Genomic DNA, 21026 nt, shown 5'->3' with positions numbered 1-21026 from the left:
GTCCTTGCGTATCCGGTCAAGCGCGCCGGGTCGATGCTGCTTCGGTTAACGCGGTTCAGTTTGCGTAGGCCGCTTTGTCGTCCGCGGTCGTTGCCGGCGCCAGGAAGACGCCCGTCGCGCCCGTCATGCCGACGCCCGTGCCGACCACCGCGACCTTGGTGAATTGCAGCTTGCGTACCCTCTCCTCGTTGACGGTGAAGCCCGAGCAGCCCGCAGCGGGCGTGCACTGGAAGCGAACCACCCCGAATGGCCAGGGGCCGGCGAAGCTGTCAGGACCGATCGGGTCAAGCGTGACGGGGCCTCGCGAATAGTCCAGCGTCACCCTGCCATCCCGTGCCTTGACGGTATACAGCACATGCAACTCGTCGCTGTAAAACTCGCCCTCATACGCCTTCAGCTCGCTGTCTGTCAGCCTCGCGCGTGCAATACGCGTGGCGCGCGTGGCATGCACGTTGCGATACCAGGTGCCACCGGCGACGATGCCGTCGGCCCCGGGCGGATCGAAACTGAAGCTCGCGTTGGCCGTCTTCATGAAGAACGCGTTCCCGCTCGCCGGATAGAATAGAGCCTTGTCGTCGCCGTTAAGCCAGCCGATCAGGCGGCCATTTTCCTTGGCGAAGGTAACCGTCGAGTCCGGACCCAGCGCGTAGGTGCCCGCCAGCGCATCCAGTTCGGACGGATCTTTCGGCACCTCGGCGCTGTCTTCATAGTCTGGCACCGGCGCCGGCAGCGGATCGAGCTGACGGTCTAGCCAGATGTCGGCGATGCGCTGGCCCAGTCGCGTGGCGAGGACGTCCGCGCTGTTGCCGAGGATGACGACTGCCAAGTGCTGGTCGGGAAAGCGTGCGAAGTAGGTGCGAAAGCCCGCGTCCACGCCGTTGTGGTCGATATTCCTGAGACCACGGTACTTGCCCACCCAGACGCCATCGCCGTAGCCGGTCTCCTTGCCATTGTCGAGCACGGCCGACTGCTGCATCTCGGCCAGAAGCTTCTTGCCGCCCACCCGCGCCGAGTCGAAGTTGTTGGCCCACAGGACCAGGTCGTCCGCCGTCGTGAAGAGGCTGGTGGGGCCGACCGTCGAATACGACAAGGCGAAGCCTTCGTAGCCGCCATTCGCGGCCGGCTGGTAGGACTGCGCGCGACCCGGCACGAGCGTGCCGTACTGCTCGTGGAAGAAGCTGTGCCTCATGCCGAGCGGCTCGAAGATGCGTTCCTTGGCAAACGCCGCCAGCGACTTGCCTGACGCGCGTTGAACAACTCTGCTGAGCAGCGTGAAGCTGGTGTTGCAGTAGGAGAACTCGCTTCCGGGTGCAAAGTTCAGGGCGCGCTGGCGCTGCACCAATCGCATGATATCGGCGTCGGTGATGACATCGTCCATGCGCCATCCCGCCATCGCCAGCAGGCTCCATTCGTCGCGCAAGCCGCTCGTGTGGTTCATCAGGTGGCGGATCTTGATGACCTGACCAAAGTCGGGCAGCTCAGGCAGGTATTTGCGCACGTCGTCGTCGAGCGACAGCTTGCCGTCCTGATCCAGCAGCAGGACCGCGAATGCGGTGAACTGCTTGGACAGCGAGGCGATGTGGAAATCCGTCGTGGGAGTGATCGGCCGGCCCTGTTCGATGTCGGCCATGCCGAATGCGTGCCGGTAGACGACCTTGCCGTCTTTGACGACCTCCACGGCGGCACCCGGCATGCCGGGCTTGTTCCATTTTGCGAACAGGGCATCAACCTGCTGTTGCTTGCTTGGGGTTTGCATCTTCGCATGCGCCGCTTCGCTGGACCAGCCGGGGACGTAGGCCAACAGCAGCGCCGAGAGCAGCGCGAGGTGGCGTGTTTTCATCGTGTGGTCTCCTGCGGATTTTCGGACGGCTTACAACGAGTCGTCGCCCAGCGCACTCTTCAAGGTGTCGAACGCTGGCTTGAAGGCGTCACGCTGCGTGACCGCGAGCGCAAACGCGCGATGCCGGCTCGGCACATAGACCGCAGCTGTCCCCCAGAAGCCGCTGTGGCCATAGGCCTTCAGGCCGTTGATGTCGTATTCGAAGATGCCGAGGCGGTAGGGACTGTCGGGCGGCAAGCCTTGCTTCGACAACATCACGTCCAGCGTGCCGGGGCGCTTGAACACCTTGCCGTCGAACAGCGCGTACAGGAAACCTGCCATGTCCTGCGGCGTGGCGACCAGGCCGCCGCCGCCATACGTGTCCGCCGTCGGGTTCCAGTCGTGGGTGTCATGACCGTCCAGGATCAGGTGGGCGCGCGGCCCGGCCTGCGGTGCCGGCGGCTCATTGGCTTCCCACCAGGTGGCGGAGAGGCCCAGCTTGTCGAAGTCCAGCGTCCGGCGTACCGCCGTGGCCAGCGGCAGCCCGGTCAGGCGCTCGATGATGTTGCCGAGCAGGCAGTACCCACTGTCCGAATAAAAGAATCTCACGCCGGGCGCGGCCACCGGGTCGGTCCATTTTACTAACCACTCGAGCTGGCTCTGGCGCGTCCATGCGGCCGATGGCTGGGTCTCGATCTGCCGCAGGAATTCCCTGGTTTGCGCGTGGTCGGCCATGCCCGAGGTGTGCGACAGCAGATGGCGCACGGTGATGTGCGCGGTGTCGTAGCCATCCTTCTCGAGCAGAGCGATATAGGCCGGGTCGACGTAGGTGCGGATGCTCTCGTCGAGCTTGATCTTGCCGTCTTCCCACAGGCGCAGGATGGTCGCGGCGGTGTAGGTCTTGGTATTGCTGGCGAGGCGGAACGATGTGTTCGGCTTGAGCGCGGGATCGCCACCAACGGCGGTCAGGGCCACCGGAGCGCCGGCCGGACCGGGCATGATTTCGGCAAGCGCGATGCCGGCTCCCGGCGCAGCGGCGACGAGTCTGGCATCCAGTGTGTCGAGCGGCGTGGCCAAGGCGGCGCCGGCGGCGCAAGCGGCGATCAGGAACGTGGTCAGTCTGGTGCGTGTCATTCTGTCTCCCATAATGATTGGCGGACATCCCTCTGTGGTCGTTGGAAGCGCTACTCTAGGACAGGGACGCGGCACGGCACACGATCGTGCGACAGAACACGGATTCGGAAGCATGAGTTGCTCATGCCGGCACATGAATCGCTCCGGCATTGCTTGCCTGGGCTTGGGTCTTTCCATTCGCCGCTTGGCCCGACCAGCCGGGGGACGTGAGCCACCGTATCTCGCGCACGACCGGCAAACAATATATTGATTTATATATTGTTAGGACATATAATATCCTTTGGTTGAATGTCGTTTGAAGGAGGCGGCCCATGGCGCGCGATCAAAACAAGCTCGATTTACAGGAAATGCAGGCCGCCGCCGCGCGAGCATGCGCGCTGCTGAAAGCTCTCGGCAACCCCGACCGCCTGCTGCTGTTGTGCCAACTGACCCAAGGTGAATTCTGCGTCAGCGAACTCGAATCCATGCTTGGCATCCAGCAGCCGACGCTCTCGCAGCAACTCGGCGTGCTGCGAGAAGAAAAGCTGGTCGATACCCGGCGCGAAGGCAAGCAGATCTACTACAGCCTTGCCAGCAAGGAGGCGACCGCCGTGTTGCAGGTCCTTTATCAACAATTTTGTATCAATCCGTGAGCTGACGATCATGAGCATCGACTGGATTCACTTCACTCCCTGGAGGGCGCTGGCCGGCGGACTGGTCATCGGCCTGGCCGCTTCAGCCTTTGTGCTTCTCAACGGCAGGATCGCCGGTATCAGCGGCATCCTCGGCGGACTGCTGCGCCCAGCGCAAGGGGACGTCGCCTGGCGCCTTGCCTTCCTGGCCGGCCTGATCGGGGCACCGCTTGTCTACGCTCTGTTTGCGCCCCTGCCCCAGGCTCGCATCGAGGCCGGCGACGGAACGCTGATCGCGGCGGGCCTGCTGGTCGGACTCGGCACCCGCTACGGCGCCGGCTGCACCAGCGGTCACGGCGTGTGCGGCCTGTCGCGCCTGTCTGTGCGCTCGCTGATTGCGACGGCTTCATTCATGGTCGCCGGTTTCGTGACGGTGTTCGTGTTGCGGCATCTGATTGCTTGAGGAGGAATAGACCATGAACATCTTAAGTGCACTGGTCGCCGGTCTGGTCTTCGGGATCGGCCTGATTGTCTCGGGAATGACGAATCCCGCCAAGGTCCAGGGCTTTCTCGACCTGGCCGGCAACTGGGATCCTTCGCTGGCTTTCGTCATGGGCGGCGCCATTCTGGTCGGACTGGTCGCATTCCGCCTGGCCGGCAAGCGTGAGCGCTCGCTGCTTGGCGAGGCGATGCGCCTGCCCACCGCCACGGCGATCGATCGCCGCCTGGTCCTGGGCAGCCTCGCATTCGGTGCCGGCTGGGGCCTGGCCGGCTTCTGCCCCGGCCCGGCGCTGGCATCCCTCGCCACCGGTGGCACCAAGCCCATGCTGTTCACCGGCGCCATGCTGGGCGGGATGCTGGTTTTCGAGATCCTGGAGCGTCGTGTCGCCACCGGCAGAACGCGCGCCGCGTGATCGGAGGCTGCCATGCTGAGCTCGCTGATACTTGGTTTCGCGGTGGGTCTGATCCTGGCTCTCACCGGCGCCGGCGGCGGAATTCTCGCCGTGCCGATGCTGGTATTCGGCACCCAGATTGAAGTGGCGCAAGCCGGTCCGATCGGCCTGATGGCGGTCGGCATGGCGGCGGCGTTGGGCGCCATCCTCGGGTTGCGCGCCGGGGCGGTGCGTTATCGCGCGGCGCTCCTGATCGCCGTGACCGGCATGCTGTTGTCCCCAGCCGGTCTATGGCTGGCGCGCCGGATCGATAACCGCTGGCTCGGCGTGCTGTTCGCGCTGGTGCTGCTGTACGTCGCATATAACACCTTCCGAAAGTCATACTCCGCCAGGCACGCCATGGCGGATGCTCCGACGCGGCAACCGGTCTGCGTACGCGGCCCCGCTGACGGGCGCTTCGTCTGGACTCGCCCGTGTGCCCGTGCGCTCGCCCTCTCAGGATCGATCGCCGGACTGTTGTCCGGCCTGCTGGGCGTCGGCGGCGGCTTCGTGATGGTGCCTGCGCTGCAGCGCTACACCGACCTGCCAATGCAGCCTGCGGTGGCAACCTCGCTGGCCGTGATCGCCCTGATCTCGACGGCCGGCGTGGTCACGAGCGCGGCCGGTGGCACGCTGGCCTGGGGCATCGCCCTGCCCTTTTCGGCCGGCGCGCTGGCCGGCATGCTGGGCGGCCGCACGCTGTCGGCGCGGCTGGCCGGCCCCCACCTGCAACGCGCCTTTGCCGCCGTATCCGCCGCCGTCGCGATCGGCATGATCGCCAAGGCATTCCTGTAATCCTCAACGCTGTCCCGGGAGCTCACCATGCATCTCAATCCGATCCAGCTGTTCGACACCGAATCCTCGACCTTCACTTACATCCTTGCCGTCCCTGAAAGCACGGACGCGGTCATCATCGACCCCGTCGACCGCCACTGGGAGCGCGATCTGCGCCACCTCGAGCGCCTCGGCCTGAAGCTGGCCTGGGTGCTCGAAACCCATGCCCATGCCGACCACATCACCTCAGCCGGCAAGCTGCGCCAACTGACTGGAGCGAAAGCCGCGGTGCCGGGCGGTTGCGGCATCGCGCCAGCCGAAACGCAGCTCAACGACGGCGATACCGTGCAGTTCGGCAGCGCCGAAACGATCGAGGTCCTGCATACCCCGGGCCACACGGCCGGCAGCATGAGCTACGTCTGGCACGGCAACGTGTTTACCGGAGACACACTGCTCATCGACGGCTGCGGCCGCACCGACTTCCAGAGCGGCAGCGCCGACGCCCTGTACGACAGCGTGACGCGCAAGCTGTTCGCCTTGCCCGACGATACCCGCATGTGGCCCGGACACGACTACAAAGGCCAATCGGTATCGACGATCGGCTGGGAAAAACGCCACAATTCCCGCCTCGCAAACCGCAGCCGGGAAGAGTTCGCCAAGCTGATGGGCGAGCTGAAGCTCCCGAAACCGAGGCTGATCGACGTCGCCGTCCCGGCCAACCAGAACCTCGGGCTGCCCCACGGCGGCTAAGGCCCCACGCGGCGCGGCCCGGCGCCGCGATCGTACGCTGCCCGGCGGCGGAAAGTGCTACTGTCGAATTACTTACCTGGAGGAGCAGACATGGCTACAACGCATGGATTGACCCTGGCCGTTGGCGCATATGTACTGAGCTGTTCCGCGCTGGCGGACGACCACGCCAGGGAAATCGAGGCGATTCACAGCCAACACGGCAAGTAGGATGGGCGCGCCGCCTGGCCAGGCATCGGGGCTTGCCGAGGACGAGGCCGCAAGCCGCTTGCGCGCGGAAGGTCCGAACGAACTCCCGGCATCGAAGCCGCGCAGCCTGCTGCGGCTGTTGCGCGACGTCGTCCTCGAGCCGATGTTCCTGTTGCTTGTCGCCTGCGGCGTCATCTACATGACGCTGGGCGACCTGCAGGAAGCATTGATGCTGCTCGGTTTCGTCGTTGTCGTGATAGGCATTACCTTCTTCCAGGAGCGCCGCACCGAGCGTTCGCTGGATGCCTTGCGCGACCTCTCCAGTCCGCGTGCGCTGGTCTTGCGAAGCGGCCAGGCGCGCCGGATTCCAGGCCGTGAAGTAGTGCGTGGCGACACTGTCTTGCTGGCCGAAGGCGACCGCGTGCCGGCGGACATGCGCCTGCTCGAATCGTCGAACCTGATGGTCGACGAGTCGATGTTGACCGGGGAATCGGCGCCGGTGACCAAGCATGCGGCGCCGGCACCAGGAGCCGCCGCCGCGCTGCCAGGCGAAGAGGCATCCGGCAGCGTATTCTCGGGAACGCTGGTGACGCAAGGCACGGCGCGCGGCGAGGTTGTCGCCACTGGCGAACTTAGCGCCCTGGGAAAGATCGGCAAGTCGCTCGCCTTGCTGGGCGGAGAAAGCACGCCGATCCAGGCCGAAACCGGGCATATCGTCAAGTACGTGGCCCTGGCGGGCATGGGCCTGGCGGCCCTCCTCGCGCTCGGTTACGGCATGCTGCGCGGCGACTGGCTGCACGCCCTGCTGGCGGGCCTGACACTGGCGATGGCCATCATTCCCGAGGAATTGCCGGTCGTCCTGACCTTGTTTCTCGGACTCGGTGCCTGGCGCCTGTCCCGGGAACACGTATTGGCGCGCAACGTCCCGGCGGTCGAGCTGCTCGGCGCCACGACCGTGCTCTGCGTCGACAAGACAGGGACGCTGACCACCAACCACATGATCGTCCGCAAACTCTGGTGTCAGGGCGCGGAATACACGGCCGGTGGGGCGTCAGTCGGCCCCTTCCCCGAAACCTTCCACAGGCTGCTGGAATACGCCGTCCTGGCAAGCCACCGGCGTGCCTTCGATCCGATGGAAACCGCCATCCTCGAAGCCGGCCAGGCACTGCTGGCCGATACCGAGCATCTGCATCGGGACTGGAAACTGGTCGACGACTACCCCTTGTCGCGCCGGATGCTGGCGATGTCCCGCGTGTGGCAATCGCCCGATTCGACCAGGCGCATGATCGCGGCCAAGGGTGCCCCCGAAGCGATCGTCGACTTGTGCCACCTGGATGCGGGGCAAAGCGGGCTGATCGCCGGACAGGTGGCTCGCATGGCGGCCGGCGGCCTGCGCGTCATCGGCGTGGCAAGCGCGGTCTTTTCGGCGCAGGACCTGCCGGAGGACCAGCACGATTTCGATTTCCGCTTCCTCGGCCTGGTCGGACTGGAGGACCCGGTACGGCCGGACGTGCCCGGCGCCATCGCCGAGTGCCACGCGGCCGGCATCCGCGTCGTGATGATCACCGGAGACCACCCGGCCACCGCCCTGTCGATCGCCCACCAGTCCGGGCTGCCCGCGAACGGCAAGCTCATGACCGGCGCCGAACTGTCCTCGATGGACGACGAGACGCTCGTTGCGCGGCTGGCGCATACCGACATCTTCTGCCGCGTGCAGCCGGAACACAAGCTGAGGCTGGTGCGGGCCTTCAGGGCCAGCGGCGAAGTGGTCGCCATGACAGGCGACGGCGTCAACGACGCGCCGGCCCTGAAAGCCGCCCACATCGGCGTGGCGATGGGCGCGCGCGGAACCGACGTCGCGCGCGAAGCGGCCGGCCTGGTGCTGCTGAAAGACGATTTTTCTTCGCTGGTCATGGCGGTACGTTATGGCCGTCGCATTTTCGCCAATCTGCGCAAGGCCATCGTGTTCGTGGTCGCCGTCCATGTACCGATCGTCGGCCTGTCCATCCTGCCGGTCCTGCTCGGGTGGCCACTGGTGCTGATGCCCGCCCATATCCTCTTCCTGCAGCTGATCATCGACCCGAGCTGCTCGCTGGTGTTCGAGGCCGAGGAAGCCGAGCGGGACACCATGCGCGGCAAACCCCGCCGCCCGGATGCCCGGCTGTTCGATGCCGCAATCCTGACGAGGGGCCTGCTGCAGGGTGGCGGTCTGCTGGTCTTGCTGTGCCTGGTCTTTGTGTGGAGCAGTCATGCAACGCAATCCGGCGAAATGGCCCGTGCGGTGACGTTCACGGCGCTGGTGCTGTCGAACATCGGCCTCATCTATGTAAATCGCAGCTGGGACGGGCCTGCCTGGCAGTCGGACCGTGCGGCCAATCCCTACTTCAACTGGATGGCCTTGTTTGCCGTGCTGCTCCTGGCCCTGGTGCTGGCCACACCTGGCCTGGCGCGGCTCTTTTCATTCTCCTTGCCGCCGCTCTGGATGCTGTCGATCGCCGCCGGCAGCGCACTGCTCGGCACACTCTGGTTCGAAGCGATGAAGTCGCTGCTTCGCCATTGGCAAGGCCGTACGCTGCCGGTATCCTGAACATGCACACTCATCATCATGAAGGCGGGCTGCAATGAGGCACAAAGAATCGCACCGGATGGAACACCTCGGCTGGCTGCGTGCAGCTGTGCTTGGAGCGAACGACGGCATGATCTCGACCGCCAGCCTGCTTGTCGGCATTGCCGCGGCCCAGGCTTCGCACGGCAGCATGCTGTTGACGGGCTTTGCCAGTCTGGTGGCCGGCAGCATGTCGATGGCCACCGGCGAATATGTCTCGGTCGCCTCCCAGGCCGATACGGAAAAGGCTGCCATCAGGCAGGAAACGGCCGAGCTGGCGCATGACGGCGAAGCCGAACACCGCGAGCTGGCTGCGATCTATATGCAGCGGGGCCTGGACCAGGATCTGGCTCGTCGGGTTGCGACCCAGCTCATGGCGCACGACGCGCTCGGTGCGCATACCCGCGACGAACTGGGAATCCATGCATCCACGCAAGCGCGTCCGCTGCAGGCGGCACTCGCGTCGGCGCTGAGCTTCGCCGTCGGGGCAGCGATGCCGCTGGCGATCACGGCCTTCACCCCGGCCAGGCTGCTGGTTGCCGTGCTGGTGGCGGCCACCCTGGCCGGGCTTGCCTGCCTCGGGGCGCTCGCCGCGAAGACCGGCGGCGCACCTGCCCTGCCGGCCGCGATCCGCGTCACCTGCTGGAGCGCGCTTGCGATGGGCTCGACGATTGCCATCGGCAGCCTCTTCAAGGTAGGCATATGAACCGCACTGCGGAACTATCAATCGGCGTGCTCAATTCACGATCCGCGGATAGAGCCAGGTCGCTATCAGCATCAATACCATCAGGATGGCCAGTTGGACCAGAAAGTCGACATCCAGTCCGAACACGCTATCGGCATTCGCGATCATCAGGCGCCGCAATGCATCGACCTGGTAGGTCAAGGGATTGACGACGGCGATGCCACGCAGCCAGGGCGGCATGATATTGAGCGGATAGATAGCGTTGCTCGCGAAGAAGAGCGGCATCGTCAGTATCTGCCCTATTCCCATGAAACGCTCGCGGGTCTTGACCAGGCACGCAATGATCAGTGAAAACGTCGAGAACACGGCTGAGCCGAGCATGACCGTCGCGATGACGCCAATGCCATCCAGAATAGTGAGCCGCAATGGCACTCCCAGCAGCGCCGCCAGCAGGTAGACGACAATCGCCTGCGACACGCCACGCACGCCGGACGATATGGCGCGCCCGCCCACCAGGGCCGAACGCGGCGCCGGGCTCACCAGATATTTCTGGACGATGCCCAGGTCGCGCTCCCAGATCAGCGAAACGCCATAGAAGATCGCGACGAACAGCACGCTCTGGGCGAGAATGCCGGGAGCGACGAATTCCACATAGCCAATCCGCCCGGTCGGTATCGCATGGGCACGCGCCAGCACCTGTCCGAAGATGAGCAGCCACAACGCCGGCTGCGCCATCCGCGTGATGAGTTCGCTTGGATCGTGGCGCAGCTTGCGTATGTCGGCTTCGGCGACGGCCAGCATCTGGCCGGCGGCATCGCGCATGGTCTTGACCTTATTCGAGGCGCTGGAAGGTGCGGCGGATTGCGGCGACATTCTTGTAGTCCTCAGGTTCGATGACCGAGCTGCCTGTCAACTCGATGAACACATCGTCGAGCGTCGCCTTGCCGCCTTGCCGCGCCTTCAGTTCGATTGGCGTGCCCTGCGCAACAAGATTTCCCCGATGCATGAACGCGAGCATCTCGCATAGCTGGTCGGCTTCATCCATGTCGTGCGTCGTCATCATGATCGTGGTGCCGAATTCCTCGCGCAGCTCGCGAATGCGTTGCCAAACGCCATGGCGTGCGACCGGGTCGAGCCCGACGGTCGGTTCGTCGAGAAACAGGACGGCCGGCCGGTGCAGCATCGCCTGGGCGATTTCCAGGCGCCGGATCATCCCGCCCGAGTAGTGCTTGACGAGACGATCGGCAACCGGCGCCAGCTCCATGAATTCCAGCGCCTCCTCGATCCGCGGTTTTCTCGCGGCACGCGGGATCCGATACAGCTTGGCGGAAATCAGGAGGTTCTCGTAACCGCTCAATTCGCCATCCGACGACAGCATCTGCGACACGTAGCCGAGAGAGCGCCGCACTTCGACCGGCTCGGTCCGGATGTCGTGGCCAACCACGAGTGCCGTGCCTTCAGTGGGCGCCAGCAGGGTTGTCAGGAGCTTGATGACGGTCGTCTTGCCGGCGCCGTTCGTGCCGAGCAGACCGAAGATCGAGCCGGATGCGACCGCCATCGTCACCTTGTTCACGGCCATCAGGTTCCCGAAGCGGCGCGTCAGCGAGCGCAGTTCGACTGCCGGTCCTCCGTTCCCAGATCGGGGCTCATTCATAGCGCAATGCCTCGATCGGGTTGAGGCGCGCCGCCTTGCGCGCCGGGTAGTAGCCGAAGAAGATGCCGATCACGGCGGAGAACAGGAAGCCCCCCGCGACGGCCGCCGGCGAGATGAAGGTCGGCCACTTGGCGACCAGTGCGATGGTATAGGTCGCGGCGACGCCGGCAACGATCCCGGCCATGCCGCCGATCACGCTCATGAACACCGCCTCGGCCAGGAACTGGAGCAGGACGTGGCTGCGATGCGCGCCTATCGCCATGCGCAAGCCGACTTCCCGCGTGCGCTCGGTGACGGACACGAGCAGGATATTCATGATGCCGATGCCACCCACCAGTAGCGAGATCGATGCCACGACGGCCAGCAGCATCGCCATGATACGGCTGCTGCCCGCCGCCGTGTCGGCGATCTGGCTCAGGTTGCGCACATTGAAATCGGGTGTGTTGCCCGGCTTGATGCGGTGCCTCGAAGACAGTTTGGCGTTCACCTCATCGATCGCGGCGGGTACCTCGGCGGCGCTGGCCGCCTGCACGTAGATCTGGTTGACGTAGCCTGTCAGCCGCGGTTGCAGTCCGAAAGGATTGGGCGCCTGTGGATAGGGCGGGTTGAGGGCCGGCTGCTGGGTCGGCGTCGCCACCCCCAGCACCTTGCGTTCCGCCGTTCCGAAGGGAATCATCAGCAGGTCGTCCTGATCCTGGCCATACGCCGTCTGTCCTTTGGCCGCGTACAGCCCCACCACACGCAGTGGGATGCCGCGAACGAGGATGACGGCACCCACCGGGCTTTCGTCCGGCGCAAACAACTGGCGACGGAGGGTATCCCCGATGACCGCGACGAGCGCGGCCCCGGTGTCGTCGCCGTCGCTCAGCATGCGCCCTTCCACCACACGCCAGTGGGTGATCGGCGGATAGCTTGCGGTCACGCCCTGGATGGTCGTGCTCCAGTTCAGGTCGCGATACTGGACCTGGCCGTTCTGGCGGATCAGGTAGGCGACGGCGCCGACATGGACGCTGTCGCGCCTAATCGCCTCGGCATCGGCGACCGTCAAGGTCGAGGCGCTGCCGAAGCCCGCGCGCACGCCGCCACTGGTATTCGCGCCCGGCACCACGACGAACATGTTGGTGCCCAGGCTCTCTATCTGCTTGCGCACCGCTTCGTTGGCGCCCTGGCCGACCGCGATCATCGCGATCAATGCGGCCACGCCGATGAAGACCCCGAGCATGGTCAGCACCGACCGTGTCCTGTTGCGTGCCAGCGCCTGCGCCGCCGTCACCAGGATCATGCGGCTGAAGGCCCATGACGGCATGCGGCGGGCCCCGTCGGGACGGGCCTGCCGCAACCCGGCGACATCGTCCGCCAACCCGGATCCTGCTGGGCCGCTTGCGCGTCGTTCGTCTGAGATCACGTCGCCGTCCCGCATCGTGACCACGCGTTGCGCATAGGCGGCGATATCCGGCTCATGGGTGACGACGACGACGGTCACGCCCTGTTCGGCATTCAGGCGCACCAGGGTATCCATGATGTCGTGCGAGGTGCGCGAATCAAGATTGCCGGTGGGTTCGTCCGCGAGCAACAGCTTCGGCGTATTGATCAGCGCGCGCGCGATGGCGACGCGCTGCTGCTGCCCACCCGACAGCTGGGCCGGTGTGTTGCCCTCGCGTTCAGCGAGGCCCAGCATGGCGAGCGCCGCATGGGCACGCTCGTTCCGCTGCGCAGCTTGCGGGCTTGCCGTGCTCGCATAAAACAGCGGCAGCGCCACATTCTCCAGCGCACTGGTGCGTGGTAGCAGATTGAAACTCTGGAACACGAAGCCGAGCTGTTCGCTGCGGATTTGCGCCAGTTCGGGCTCCCCCAACCGGGCGACATCGACGCCGTTGAAATAGTATTCGCCACTGGTCGGCCGATCCAGGCAGCCAAGGATTGCCATCAGAGTCGATTTGCCCGATCCGGAAGATCCCATGATGGCGACGAATTCGCCGCGATCGATCCTCAGGCTGACGCCACGCAATGCGTTTACGTCGATGTCGCCAACCCGGTAGGTACGGGTGACGTTCCTGATCTCGATGCACGCCTGCTTCATGGCACCTACCGTGGCGGCGCCAGGCCCGGCCGGCTCGCCGGGGCCGCCCGGGCATGCGCAGCGCTCTCGGACACGATCACCTGGTCGCCCTCGCGCAGCGGCCCGTTCACGATTTCGGCATGACTGTCGTCGACAAGTCCGGTCACGACGGCAACCCGGCGCGGTTTGCCGTCTGCCAGGATCCATAATTGCGCGGCAGGTCCGCCAGGAGCGCCGGCTTCCGCGCCCGTCAGCGAAGCGGGACGGTAACGCAGGGCCTGTTCCGGGACGCGAAGCACATTATCCGCATGACTGGTGACGATCCTGATCGATGCGGTCATGCCCGGCTTGAGCAGCAGCTCGGGGTTCGGGGCGCTGACGATCACATCGTAGGTCACCACGTTCTGGACGGTCTGCGGCGCCTGTCTTACCTGCGTCACCTTACCCGTGAACTGCCGATCCGGAAACGTGGCAACGGTAAACGTGGCGGCATTGCCGGTGGCGACGCGGCCGATGTCGGACTCGCTGACATTCGTGTCGACCTGCATCTTCGTGAGATCGGTTGCGATCAGGAACAGCGTCGGCGTCTGGAAGCTTGCGGCGACGGTCTGGCCCTGGGTGACGTTGCGCGACACGACGGTCCCGTCGACCGGCGAAATGATGTCGGTATAGCCCAGGTTGATGCGGGCGGCCTGCAGCTGTGCCGCATGCTGCCTGACTGCCGCTTCGTCGAATACCAGCTGTGCCTGTGCCTGCCTGTAGGCATTGCGCGCGCTGTCGGCGGCATCCTGGGACAGGAAGCCGCGCTGCAGCAATGCTGCATCGCGCTGGTCGACGCCCTGGGTATAGTCGAGGTTGGCTCGATCCTTGACCAGCTGTGCGCGCGCCGTTTCGAGCAAGGCGGTTTCCTGCTCCACCGCCGTCTGGTAAGGGCGCGGATCGATCTTCGCGCATAGCTGGCCCGCCTTGACCTGGGTATTGAAATCGCACAGGATGGTTCGGATCACGCCCGACACATAGGTGCCGACCTGGACGGTCGTGATGGGGTTGATGGTGCCGCTAGAGACGACCACCGTGGCCACGGTGCCCCGTCCCACCGTGGCCGTCGTGTAGTGGGGTTCGGCAGCTGCCGTCTGGCGCCATCGATAGGCAAGGGTCAGCGCGACGAGCAATGCCACCAGGATGGCAGCGGTCATGACCGCGCGCCTGCCCGCCGGCCGCGAGGCGCCGGTCCCGGAATACGCCGGTATTGTGCTTTTCTCCGTCAGCATGGCCGATATCGACTTACAAAAGCTTGAGCTCGAGGGCTTACTGTTCGAGTATATGTCTCGAACTAGCCGAATCGAAGCTCACGGCAATCAGCAGCAAAGTAATTTCTTGTTTTTTTTGACCGTAGTCAAAACCGGTTTGGATTTACGTTAAAGCGAATTCGAAAAGCAGTGCAACATCAGGCTCGTCCTCGCAAACCGCGCCATGTCGATCGTTTCCATTCTGATTTTTGCCAATGTGACTGCCTTTATCCTGCAGTCGAACCTGGACCCTGAACTGGCGGCTAGTCTCGCCCTATGGCCGCTGGGCAGCGGGTTCACGCCATGGCAACTCGTCAGTTATGCCTTCCTGCACGCGAACGCCGGTCACCTCGCTGTCAACATGTTTGGCTTGTGGATGTTCGGGCGCGACGTGGAGGCACTGCTGGGCAGGGCGACCGTGTTGAAACTGTATGTCGTGAGCCTGCTGAGTGCAGGCGTGACGCAGCTGGTGGTGGCCTATGCCAGCGATACCCACTATCCGACGGTAGGCGCCTCGGGTGGCGTCTTCGGCATTCTCCTGGCGTATGCCATGTATTTCCCGCGGCGTATCGTGGTCTTGTTGTTCCCGCCCATTCCCATGCCCGCGTGGCTGTTTATCAGCCTCTATGCAGTGCTCGAACTCGCGCTCGGCGTCATGGGAACGGATGCCGGGGTCGCGCATTTCGCCCACCTCGGCGGCATGGCCGGTGCGTTCTTTGTGCTGCGCCGCATGAACCGACCGGCACATCCCTGATGACGGGCCGGGGTCAGTCGCTGGCCTGCCGGTCCATTTGTCGCGTTGCCCGTCTTCGCGCACCAGCTTTCGCCGCGGGCAGCATCCGCAGCAAAGTACCGTCGTGCCGAACCAGATGGTGATATAGCGCCGCGGCGACATGCAATCCGACCAGCCAAAGGAGTACCCACATCGCGGTCGAGTGGATATCGCCGGCCTCGTTCGCCCAGGCAGCGCCCGGTGCCGCGAGTGCCGGCAATGGAACGAGACCAAACAGGCTGACCGGAAGGCGGTGCGCGGACGCGGATGCCCACCCCAGGAACGGCCCCACCAGCAGGATCAAATAGAACACCTGGTGGGTGGCCTTGGCCGCCAGCCGCTCCCATGGCGGGGCGTCGTGAACTTCCAGCGGAACAGGATGGATCAGCCGGTGGACGAACCTTGCCGCCATGACGATCAGGATGAGAACACCGACGGAAAAATGCAGGTCGATCACATCGCTTGGCTGGGTATTGCGGCCGATGTGCGGCAGCACGAAAGCGCTCGTGAACTGAACCGTCAAAAGCAGGACGATCGTCCAATGCAGGCCTTTCGCCGCCGGTGAATATGCTTGTCCGTCGACGCTATCTTTCATGATTTTCACTCGCAGGATTTTTTCGTCCACCTTAACACGGAACCGGTGCACTGTTCAGTTTCTGACGCGTGTCGTTCATTATGCGGAAATATCGCTGAACTCCGGCTTGGTGGTCTCCCTGGGGTCGCGCAATACCAGCACCGGAATCGCCGAACACGCCAATACCTGCTGCGCAACACTGCCGGCGTAAGACCGGTCCAGCGCGGAGGGACCGTGGTAACCCATGAAGATCAGGTCGCACCGATAGTCCTCCGCCGTCCTTACGATCTCCGGCCCCGGCGATGAGGCAAGCTTGATCAGGGTCTCGCATGCGACGCCACCGGCCTTCGCAATGCGCGCCACCGTATCGACATGCGCGCGTGCCGCTTTCAGGGCAAGTTCGATAGCGGCCTCCACCTCGCGCGTGGATGCCGCTGCCGGGGCCAGCGAAAATTGCGGCTGCGCCACCGAGACCGCCACGATCCGCCCGCCGCCGTCATGCGCCAGCAGCACCGCCATCTGTGCGGCCCGGACCGCCACGTCCGAACCGTCCGTTGCGACACATATGTTCTCGATAATCATGATCGCCCCTTTGCACTCAGACCTCGATGATGACTTTCATCGCATGGGTTTCGGCCGCCCGCCCGAAGGTGTCATAGGCCTTGTCCATCTCCTCGAGGCGGAAGCGGTGGGTCACCAGCGAAGCCGGTTCCAGCTTGTGCGCCGTGACCGCCTTCAGCAGCTGGGGCGTGGTCACCGTGTCCACGAGGCGTGTCGTGATCGTGATGTTATGCGACCACAGGCGCTCGAGATGAAGATCGACCTTGGTTCCGTGCACGCCCACGTTCGCGATGGTGCCGCCGGGCGCCACCAGCTCCTCGCAGAGCTCGAAACTGGCCGGGATGCCGACCGCCTCGATGACGACATCGGCGCCCCGTCCTTCGGTCAGGGACTGGACCTGCGCCACGGTGCCCTGGTCCGGCGACAGGACGTGGCTTGCGCCGAAGCGCCGGGCGATCTCGAGGCGATGCTTGTCCGGGTCGATCATGACGATGACGGCGGGAGCAAAGAACTGGGCCGTCATCAATGCCGCCAGGCCGATCGGACCGGAACCGACGATGGCGACGCTGCAGCCTGGCTGCACCTTGCCGTTGAGGACACCGCATTCGAACCCGGTCGGCAGGATGTCGCTGAGCATGGTCAGCGCTTCTTCATCGGCTCCCGCAGGAATGTGGTGAAGGCTGAAGTCGGCGTGCGGGATACGCACGTATTCGGCCTGGGTGCCGTCGATCCGGTTGCCGAGTATCCAGCCGCCATCGACGCAGTGCGAATACATCCCCTTCCGGCAATACTCGCAGCGGCCGCACGAGGTGATGCACGAGATCAGGACATGGTTACCCGGCTGGAAGCCGCTGACAGCACCGCCGACCGCCTCGATGATCCCGACGCCTTCGTGGCCGAGGATCGTACCGGGCCGGCAGCTCGGCACATCGCCTTTCAGGATGTGCAGGTCGGTGCCGCAGATGGTGGTGCGCGTCAGGCGTACGATGGCGTCGCCCGCCTGCTGGATGGCGGGCTTCGGCCGTTCTTCCAGCATCCTGGCGCCCGGTCCCTTGTAGACTAGCGCTCGCATGGCGGCTGTCCTCAATGGACTTTGAGCCGATGCGTACCCGCCTGTGCCTTCTTCGGCAAGGTGAGCTTGAGGACGCCGTTTTCGTAGCGTGCCTCGGCCTTGCCATCGTCGACCGGGCATTGCAGCGTGAAGGCGCGGTACTGCTGTCCCCAGTGGCGCTCGCTGCGCACCGTGTTGCCCTTCTTCTCTTCGCTCTCGTGCTTGCGCTCGGCGGAGATGGTGACCTGGTTGCCGTCGATCTGAACCTTGATGTCTTCCTTCTTGACGCCCGGGATATCGGCCGTGATGGCGTAGGCCTGGTCGGTCTCCTCGACGTCCAGCCGGATCGATGGGACCTCCTGCTGCAACAGTCCCGGCCGGCCGAATTCGCGGAGCAGTTCGTCGAACCCGCGGGCCGAACCGAATGGCATCAGGTCGGCAAACGGTTCGAATGGGGTGAGATGATTTGCCATGATGGATTCTCCCTTGAGAGGTGCCGATGCGATGGGGTAAGCGGCAGGCGTGGCACCGGCGGAGCACGCCTGCGCGATGCCTCAGGCGATGCTGTCCTCGTGGGTGCCGGCAGCCAGCGCCTCGAGTCGCCGCATGTCGAGGATCTCGAGTTCCCGGCGCTCCAGTCGGATCAGCCCCTGTTCGCGGAAGCGCGCAAGCAGCCGGCTCACGGTTTCCAGCTTGAGTCCCAGGTAGCGCGCCATGTCGTCGCGGGACATGCGGAGTTGGAATCGGCGCGGCGAGAAGCCGCGCATTGCATAGCGTGCCGACAGGTTCAGCATCAGGCTGGCCATGCGCTCGTCCGCGCGCAGGATGCCGAGAAAGCGGATCGCCGACTGGTCGCGCAGGATTTCCTGGCTCATCGTCCGGTGGAAGTGGTCCATCACCTGCGGGATCTCCGCCATAATCTGTCGCAGCCGGGCATAGGAAATCTCGCACACCTCGCTGTCCTCGAGCGCGATCGCGGTACTCGCATGCTCGCCGTTACCGATCGCGTCCATGCCGAGCAGGTCGCCGGCCATCTGGAATCCGGTGATGTAGCGCTCGCCGCGGTGGTCGCTGCGGCAGGTCATGAAGTGGCCGAAGCGGACCGCGAACAGATTCGCAAAGGGTTGGGCGACACGGAACAGCACATCGCCGCGCCCGAGCCGCCGGCGGCAGCCGATCACGCCTTCCAGCCGCGCCAGGTCATGGTCGCTCAAGCCGAATGGAAGGCATAAGCTGCGGTATGCGCAGCGCCCGCACTTGCCGCCGGCATCGATGTCGTTCCCGTCCAGCCTGGCGGCGGGAGCGATCCGGTATGTCTGTTCAGTCATCGCCTGTTCCTTGCATGTTCTGACAACCATGCAGGCAGTATCGGACTGGATCGGGGCCGCCGGCAGCGCGCAATCCGTCAGGGTGCGGTCAGGGCCGCCCGACATCGGACGTAGGGTTTCACCTACTGGATCAAACCGTGCTCGAGCGCGTAGCGGGTCAGTTCGGCGTTGCTCGTCATGCCCATCTTGTCGAGGATGCGGGCGCGGTAGGTAGTAACCGTATTGGGGCTCAGGTGCAAACGCTCGCCGATCTGGACCAGTGCTTCGCCTTGCGCGATCAGCTTGAAGACTTCGAGTTCGCGGTTCGACAAGGTGTCATGGCCGCCCGCATGATCGTCGCCGCTGACCAGCGCGGCCAGCTTGTCCACCAGGGATGGGCTGACATATTTATGGCCGGTTGCGGCGCGGCGTACGGCTTCGATCAGCACGGCCGTTGGCGCATCCTTGGTCAGATAGCCGGCAGCCCCCTGCTTCAGGGCGCGCACCGCGTAGATCTCTTCCGCATAGGTGCTCAGCATCAGCACCGCCATGCCCGGACGCAGGCTACGCAGCTGCCGCAGCAGGTCCAGGCCGTTCATGCCGGGCATGGTAATGTCGAGCAGGGCCACGTCGAAAGCCTGGTGCCGCACCAGTTCGAGCGCTTTCTGGCCGTCGGCGGCCTCGCCGGTCACCTCGATGTCGCCGGCCGTTCCGAGCATCAGGCGCACGCCGTTACGGGCAATGGCATGGTCGTCGACCAGCAGCACGGTAATGGGATCAAGCGACATGATGGGCTTCCATCGGTACCTGTAGCGTCACGACCGTGCCGCCTCCCGGGCGCGGCGCGACGGTCAGCTCCCCGCCAAGGCTGCGCGAGCGCTCCTGCATGCCGAGGATCCCCCACGAGGTGCCGGCCGGCGATCCATCCGCCGCGGCGATGCCATGCCCGTCGTCCTCGATCGTGACGGTCATCCTGCCGTTTGCACAGCTGACCGCGAGCCGCATTCTTCTTGCGTCGGCATGCCGCTGGATGTTCGTCATCGCTTCCTGCACGATCCGGAACAGCATGATGCTGGCGTCGGGATCCATGGCGATCGCCGCCGCGGCGGGTTCGATCTCGCAACGGCACTCGAGGCCGGTGCGCTGTGCGATCCTTGCACAGTACCACTCCAGCGCCGCCCAGATACCCAGCTGGTCCAGTACGCTGGGGCGCAGTTCGGTGATCACGCGCCGGACCGTATCGATGGCATCCTGCGCCAGCGCGGACGCCTCTCCCAACAGGGGATCCACTCCCTGTCCCGCTTGCGCCCGGCGTTCGCCGATGACCGAAATGTAGGCTTTGATGCCGGTGAGCAGACCACCGAGCTCGTCATGGACCTCGCGCGCGATCCGCTGGCGTTCGCCCTCCCTGATCCTTTCCTGGTACGCCGCCAGCCGCCTGAGTTCGTCGCGGGCTTCGGTCAGCCTCTGCTCCACCAGCTTGTTGGCGGTAATGTCGATCAAAGTACCCTGCATGAACAGGGCTTGTCCCGCTTCGTCGTACACGATGCCGGCCTGGTCGCGGAACCACAACGGCTCGCCGCTACGCGTATGCAGGCGATACTCCAGCCGCAACGGCAGGCCGGTACGCCGGCAACGCAGGATTTCGGCAAGCAAGCCTTCCCGCTCATCAGGAAACATGCTGGCCGCATACAGTCCGGGGTCGGCCAGCCATTCTTCCGGCGTATAGCCCAGGAGCCGGATTTGCGGACTAATGTAGTGCAGGCGGTCGGGACGGTCCTTCGCGACGATGTAGCTGATCGCCTGGATCTGCTCGACGAGGGTACGGAACCTGGCCTCCGCCTGGCGCTTCTCCTTCACCAGGCGCCGTTCGCGCTGCAGGCGCTCGATCGTCGCCGGTACCAGTTCGAGATAAGCTCCCTCGGCGTCCTTGACCAGGTAGTCGCGGGCACCGCGGCGCATCGCTTCGATGGCGATGGCGGCGCTGTCCGCCCCAGTGAGCATCAGTACCGGAATGGTGCGCACGGCCTCCTCGGGGTCGGCCCTGAGCCGGTCCAGGAACTCGAATCCGGACAGGTCGGGCAGGCGGTAGTCGAGCAGGATGCAATCCGGCCGCATGCTCGCCGCCAATGCCAGCCCCTGCTCGCCGCCTTCCGCCTCCACCAGGCGGAAGCGTCCCGCGGGATTTCCGGCCAGCCGCCGCCGGCATGCCATGCGGTCGACCACGTCGTCCTCGACGAGCAAGACAAGAATCGTGTTCATC

The 21026-nt window shown here is 64.8% G+C and carries 22 protein-coding genes; 9 read left to right on the top strand and 13 right to left on the bottom strand.

The window, feature by feature from the left end; all coding sequences use genetic code 11:
• Positions 1-55: 55 nt before the first annotated feature.
• Both AB4Z32_RS09480 and AB4Z32_RS09475 read right to left on the bottom strand, forming a co-directional pair.
• Positions 56-1840, bottom strand: coding sequence for a serine hydrolase (locus AB4Z32_RS09480; RefSeq protein ID WP_442121595.1), 1785 nt, complete (start codon positions 1838-1840; stop codon positions 56-58).
• A gap of 30 nt (positions 1841-1870) precedes the next feature.
• Positions 1871-2953, bottom strand: coding sequence for a serine hydrolase domain-containing protein (locus AB4Z32_RS09475; protein WP_442121594.1), 1083 nt, complete (start codon positions 2951-2953; stop codon positions 1871-1873).
• Positions 2954-3264: 311 nt separating this feature from the next.
• On the opposite strand from AB4Z32_RS09475, the gene AB4Z32_RS09470 reads away from it, so the two are divergent.
• The 7 genes from AB4Z32_RS09470 (at position 3265) to AB4Z32_RS09440 (ending at position 9517) form a co-directional block, all read left to right on the top strand.
• Positions 3265-3585, top strand: a complete 321-nt coding sequence (locus tag AB4Z32_RS09470; protein ID WP_442121593.1) for an ArsR/SmtB family transcription factor — start codon at positions 3265-3267, stop codon at positions 3583-3585.
• 10 nt (positions 3586-3595) lie between these two features.
• Positions 3596-4027: a YeeE/YedE family protein gene (locus AB4Z32_RS09465; protein WP_442121592.1), complete on the top strand. Its 432-nt coding sequence runs from the start codon at positions 3596-3598 to the stop codon at positions 4025-4027.
• Between the two features lie 13 nt (positions 4028-4040).
• Entirely contained in the window at positions 4041-4478 is a 438-nt protein-coding gene (locus AB4Z32_RS09460) for a YeeE/YedE family protein (RefSeq protein WP_442121591.1), read from the top strand.
• Between the two features lie 12 nt (positions 4479-4490).
• Positions 4491-5291 carry a sulfite exporter TauE/SafE family protein gene (locus AB4Z32_RS09455; RefSeq protein WP_442121590.1) on the top strand — a complete coding sequence of 267 codons (801 nt, stop codon included), beginning with the start codon at positions 4491-4493 and terminating at the stop codon, positions 5289-5291.
• Between the two features lie 27 nt (positions 5292-5318).
• Positions 5319-6020, top strand: a complete 702-nt coding sequence (locus AB4Z32_RS09450; RefSeq protein ID WP_442121589.1) for an MBL fold metallo-hydrolase — start codon at positions 5319-5321, stop codon at positions 6018-6020.
• 208 nt (positions 6021-6228) lie between these two features.
• Positions 6229-8793 carry a cation-translocating P-type ATPase gene (locus AB4Z32_RS09445; RefSeq protein WP_442121588.1) on the top strand — a complete coding sequence of 855 codons (2565 nt, stop codon included), beginning with the start codon at positions 6229-6231 and terminating at the stop codon, positions 8791-8793.
• Positions 8794-8827: 34 nt separating this feature from the next.
• Positions 8828-9517 carry a VIT1/CCC1 transporter family protein gene (locus tag AB4Z32_RS09440; protein ID WP_442121587.1) on the top strand — a complete coding sequence of 230 codons (690 nt, stop codon included), beginning with the start codon at positions 8828-8830 and terminating at the stop codon, positions 9515-9517.
• Between the two features lie 30 nt (positions 9518-9547).
• Here the strand turns inward: AB4Z32_RS09440 and AB4Z32_RS09435 are convergent, their stop codons facing one another.
• The 4 genes from AB4Z32_RS09435 to AB4Z32_RS09420 form a co-directional block, all read right to left on the bottom strand.
• Complete coding sequence (locus AB4Z32_RS09435; RefSeq protein ID WP_442121586.1) at positions 9548-10369, bottom strand: ABC transporter permease; 822 nt, start codon at positions 10367-10369, stop codon at positions 9548-9550.
• Entirely contained in the window at positions 10329-11075 is a 747-nt protein-coding gene (locus AB4Z32_RS09430; protein WP_442121585.1) for an ATP-binding cassette domain-containing protein, read from the bottom strand. The genes AB4Z32_RS09435 and AB4Z32_RS09430 overlap by 41 nt, the downstream gene beginning before the upstream one ends.
• Positions 11076-11142: 67 nt before the next feature.
• On the bottom strand, positions 11143-13230 hold the full coding sequence (locus tag AB4Z32_RS09425) for an ABC transporter permease (RefSeq protein WP_442121584.1): 2088 nt from the start codon (positions 13228-13230) through the stop codon (positions 11143-11145).
• Between the two features lie 5 nt (positions 13231-13235).
• Positions 13236-14405 (bottom strand): efflux RND transporter periplasmic adaptor subunit, encoded by a 1170-nt coding sequence (locus AB4Z32_RS09420; RefSeq protein WP_442121583.1) that lies wholly within the window; start codon positions 14403-14405, stop codon positions 13236-13238.
• Here AB4Z32_RS09420 and AB4Z32_RS09415 point away from each other — a divergent pair.
• Together AB4Z32_RS09415 and AB4Z32_RS09410 are read left to right on the top strand one after the other, a co-directional pair.
• Positions 14404-14631 carry a hypothetical protein gene (locus AB4Z32_RS09415; protein ID WP_442121582.1) on the top strand — a complete coding sequence of 76 codons (228 nt, stop codon included), beginning with the start codon at positions 14404-14406 and terminating at the stop codon, positions 14629-14631. The two genes, AB4Z32_RS09420 and AB4Z32_RS09415, sit on opposite strands and share 2 nt — an antisense overlap.
• Before the next feature lie 57 nt (positions 14632-14688).
• On the top strand, positions 14689-15252 hold the full coding sequence (locus AB4Z32_RS09410) for a rhomboid family intramembrane serine protease (RefSeq protein ID WP_442121739.1): 564 nt from the start codon (positions 14689-14691) through the stop codon (positions 15250-15252).
• A gap of 13 nt (positions 15253-15265) precedes the next feature.
• On the opposite strand, the gene AB4Z32_RS09405 is transcribed toward AB4Z32_RS09410, so the two are convergent.
• The 7 genes from AB4Z32_RS09405 to AB4Z32_RS09375 form a co-directional block, all read right to left on the bottom strand.
• The gene (locus AB4Z32_RS09405) at positions 15266-15895 is read right to left on the bottom strand and encodes a cytochrome b (RefSeq protein ID WP_442121581.1); all 630 of its coding nucleotides are present in this window, start codon (positions 15893-15895) and stop codon (positions 15266-15268) included.
• 48 nt (positions 15896-15943) lie between these two features.
• On the bottom strand, positions 15944-16426 hold the full coding sequence (locus AB4Z32_RS09400) for a universal stress protein (RefSeq protein ID WP_442121580.1): 483 nt from the start codon (positions 16424-16426) through the stop codon (positions 15944-15946).
• A gap of 16 nt (positions 16427-16442) precedes the next feature.
• Positions 16443-17477, bottom strand: coding sequence for a zinc-dependent alcohol dehydrogenase family protein (locus AB4Z32_RS09395; RefSeq protein WP_442121579.1), 1035 nt, complete (start codon positions 17475-17477; stop codon positions 16443-16445).
• A gap of 11 nt (positions 17478-17488) precedes the next feature.
• Positions 17489-17929, bottom strand: coding sequence for an Hsp20/alpha crystallin family protein (locus tag AB4Z32_RS09390; RefSeq protein WP_442121578.1), 441 nt, complete (start codon positions 17927-17929; stop codon positions 17489-17491).
• Positions 17930-18010: 81 nt separating this feature from the next.
• Positions 18011-18784, bottom strand: a complete 774-nt coding sequence (locus AB4Z32_RS09385; protein WP_442121577.1) for a helix-turn-helix domain-containing protein — start codon at positions 18782-18784, stop codon at positions 18011-18013.
• 122 nt (positions 18785-18906) lie between these two features.
• Positions 18907-19551: a response regulator gene (locus AB4Z32_RS09380; RefSeq protein ID WP_442121576.1), complete on the bottom strand. Its 645-nt coding sequence runs from the start codon at positions 19549-19551 to the stop codon at positions 18907-18909.
• Positions 19541-21025: a response regulator gene (locus AB4Z32_RS09375; RefSeq protein ID WP_442121575.1), complete on the bottom strand. Its 1485-nt coding sequence runs from the start codon at positions 21023-21025 to the stop codon at positions 19541-19543. The genes AB4Z32_RS09380 and AB4Z32_RS09375 overlap by 11 nt, the downstream gene beginning before the upstream one ends.
• Between the last annotated feature and the right edge of the window lies 1 nt (position 21026).

This window comes from Massilia sp. 2TAF26 (assembly GCF_052115005.1).
Classification (GTDB): Bacteria; Pseudomonadota; Gammaproteobacteria; order Burkholderiales; family Burkholderiaceae_D; genus Telluria.
This window is presented reverse-complemented; position numbering and strand designations above follow the sequence as displayed.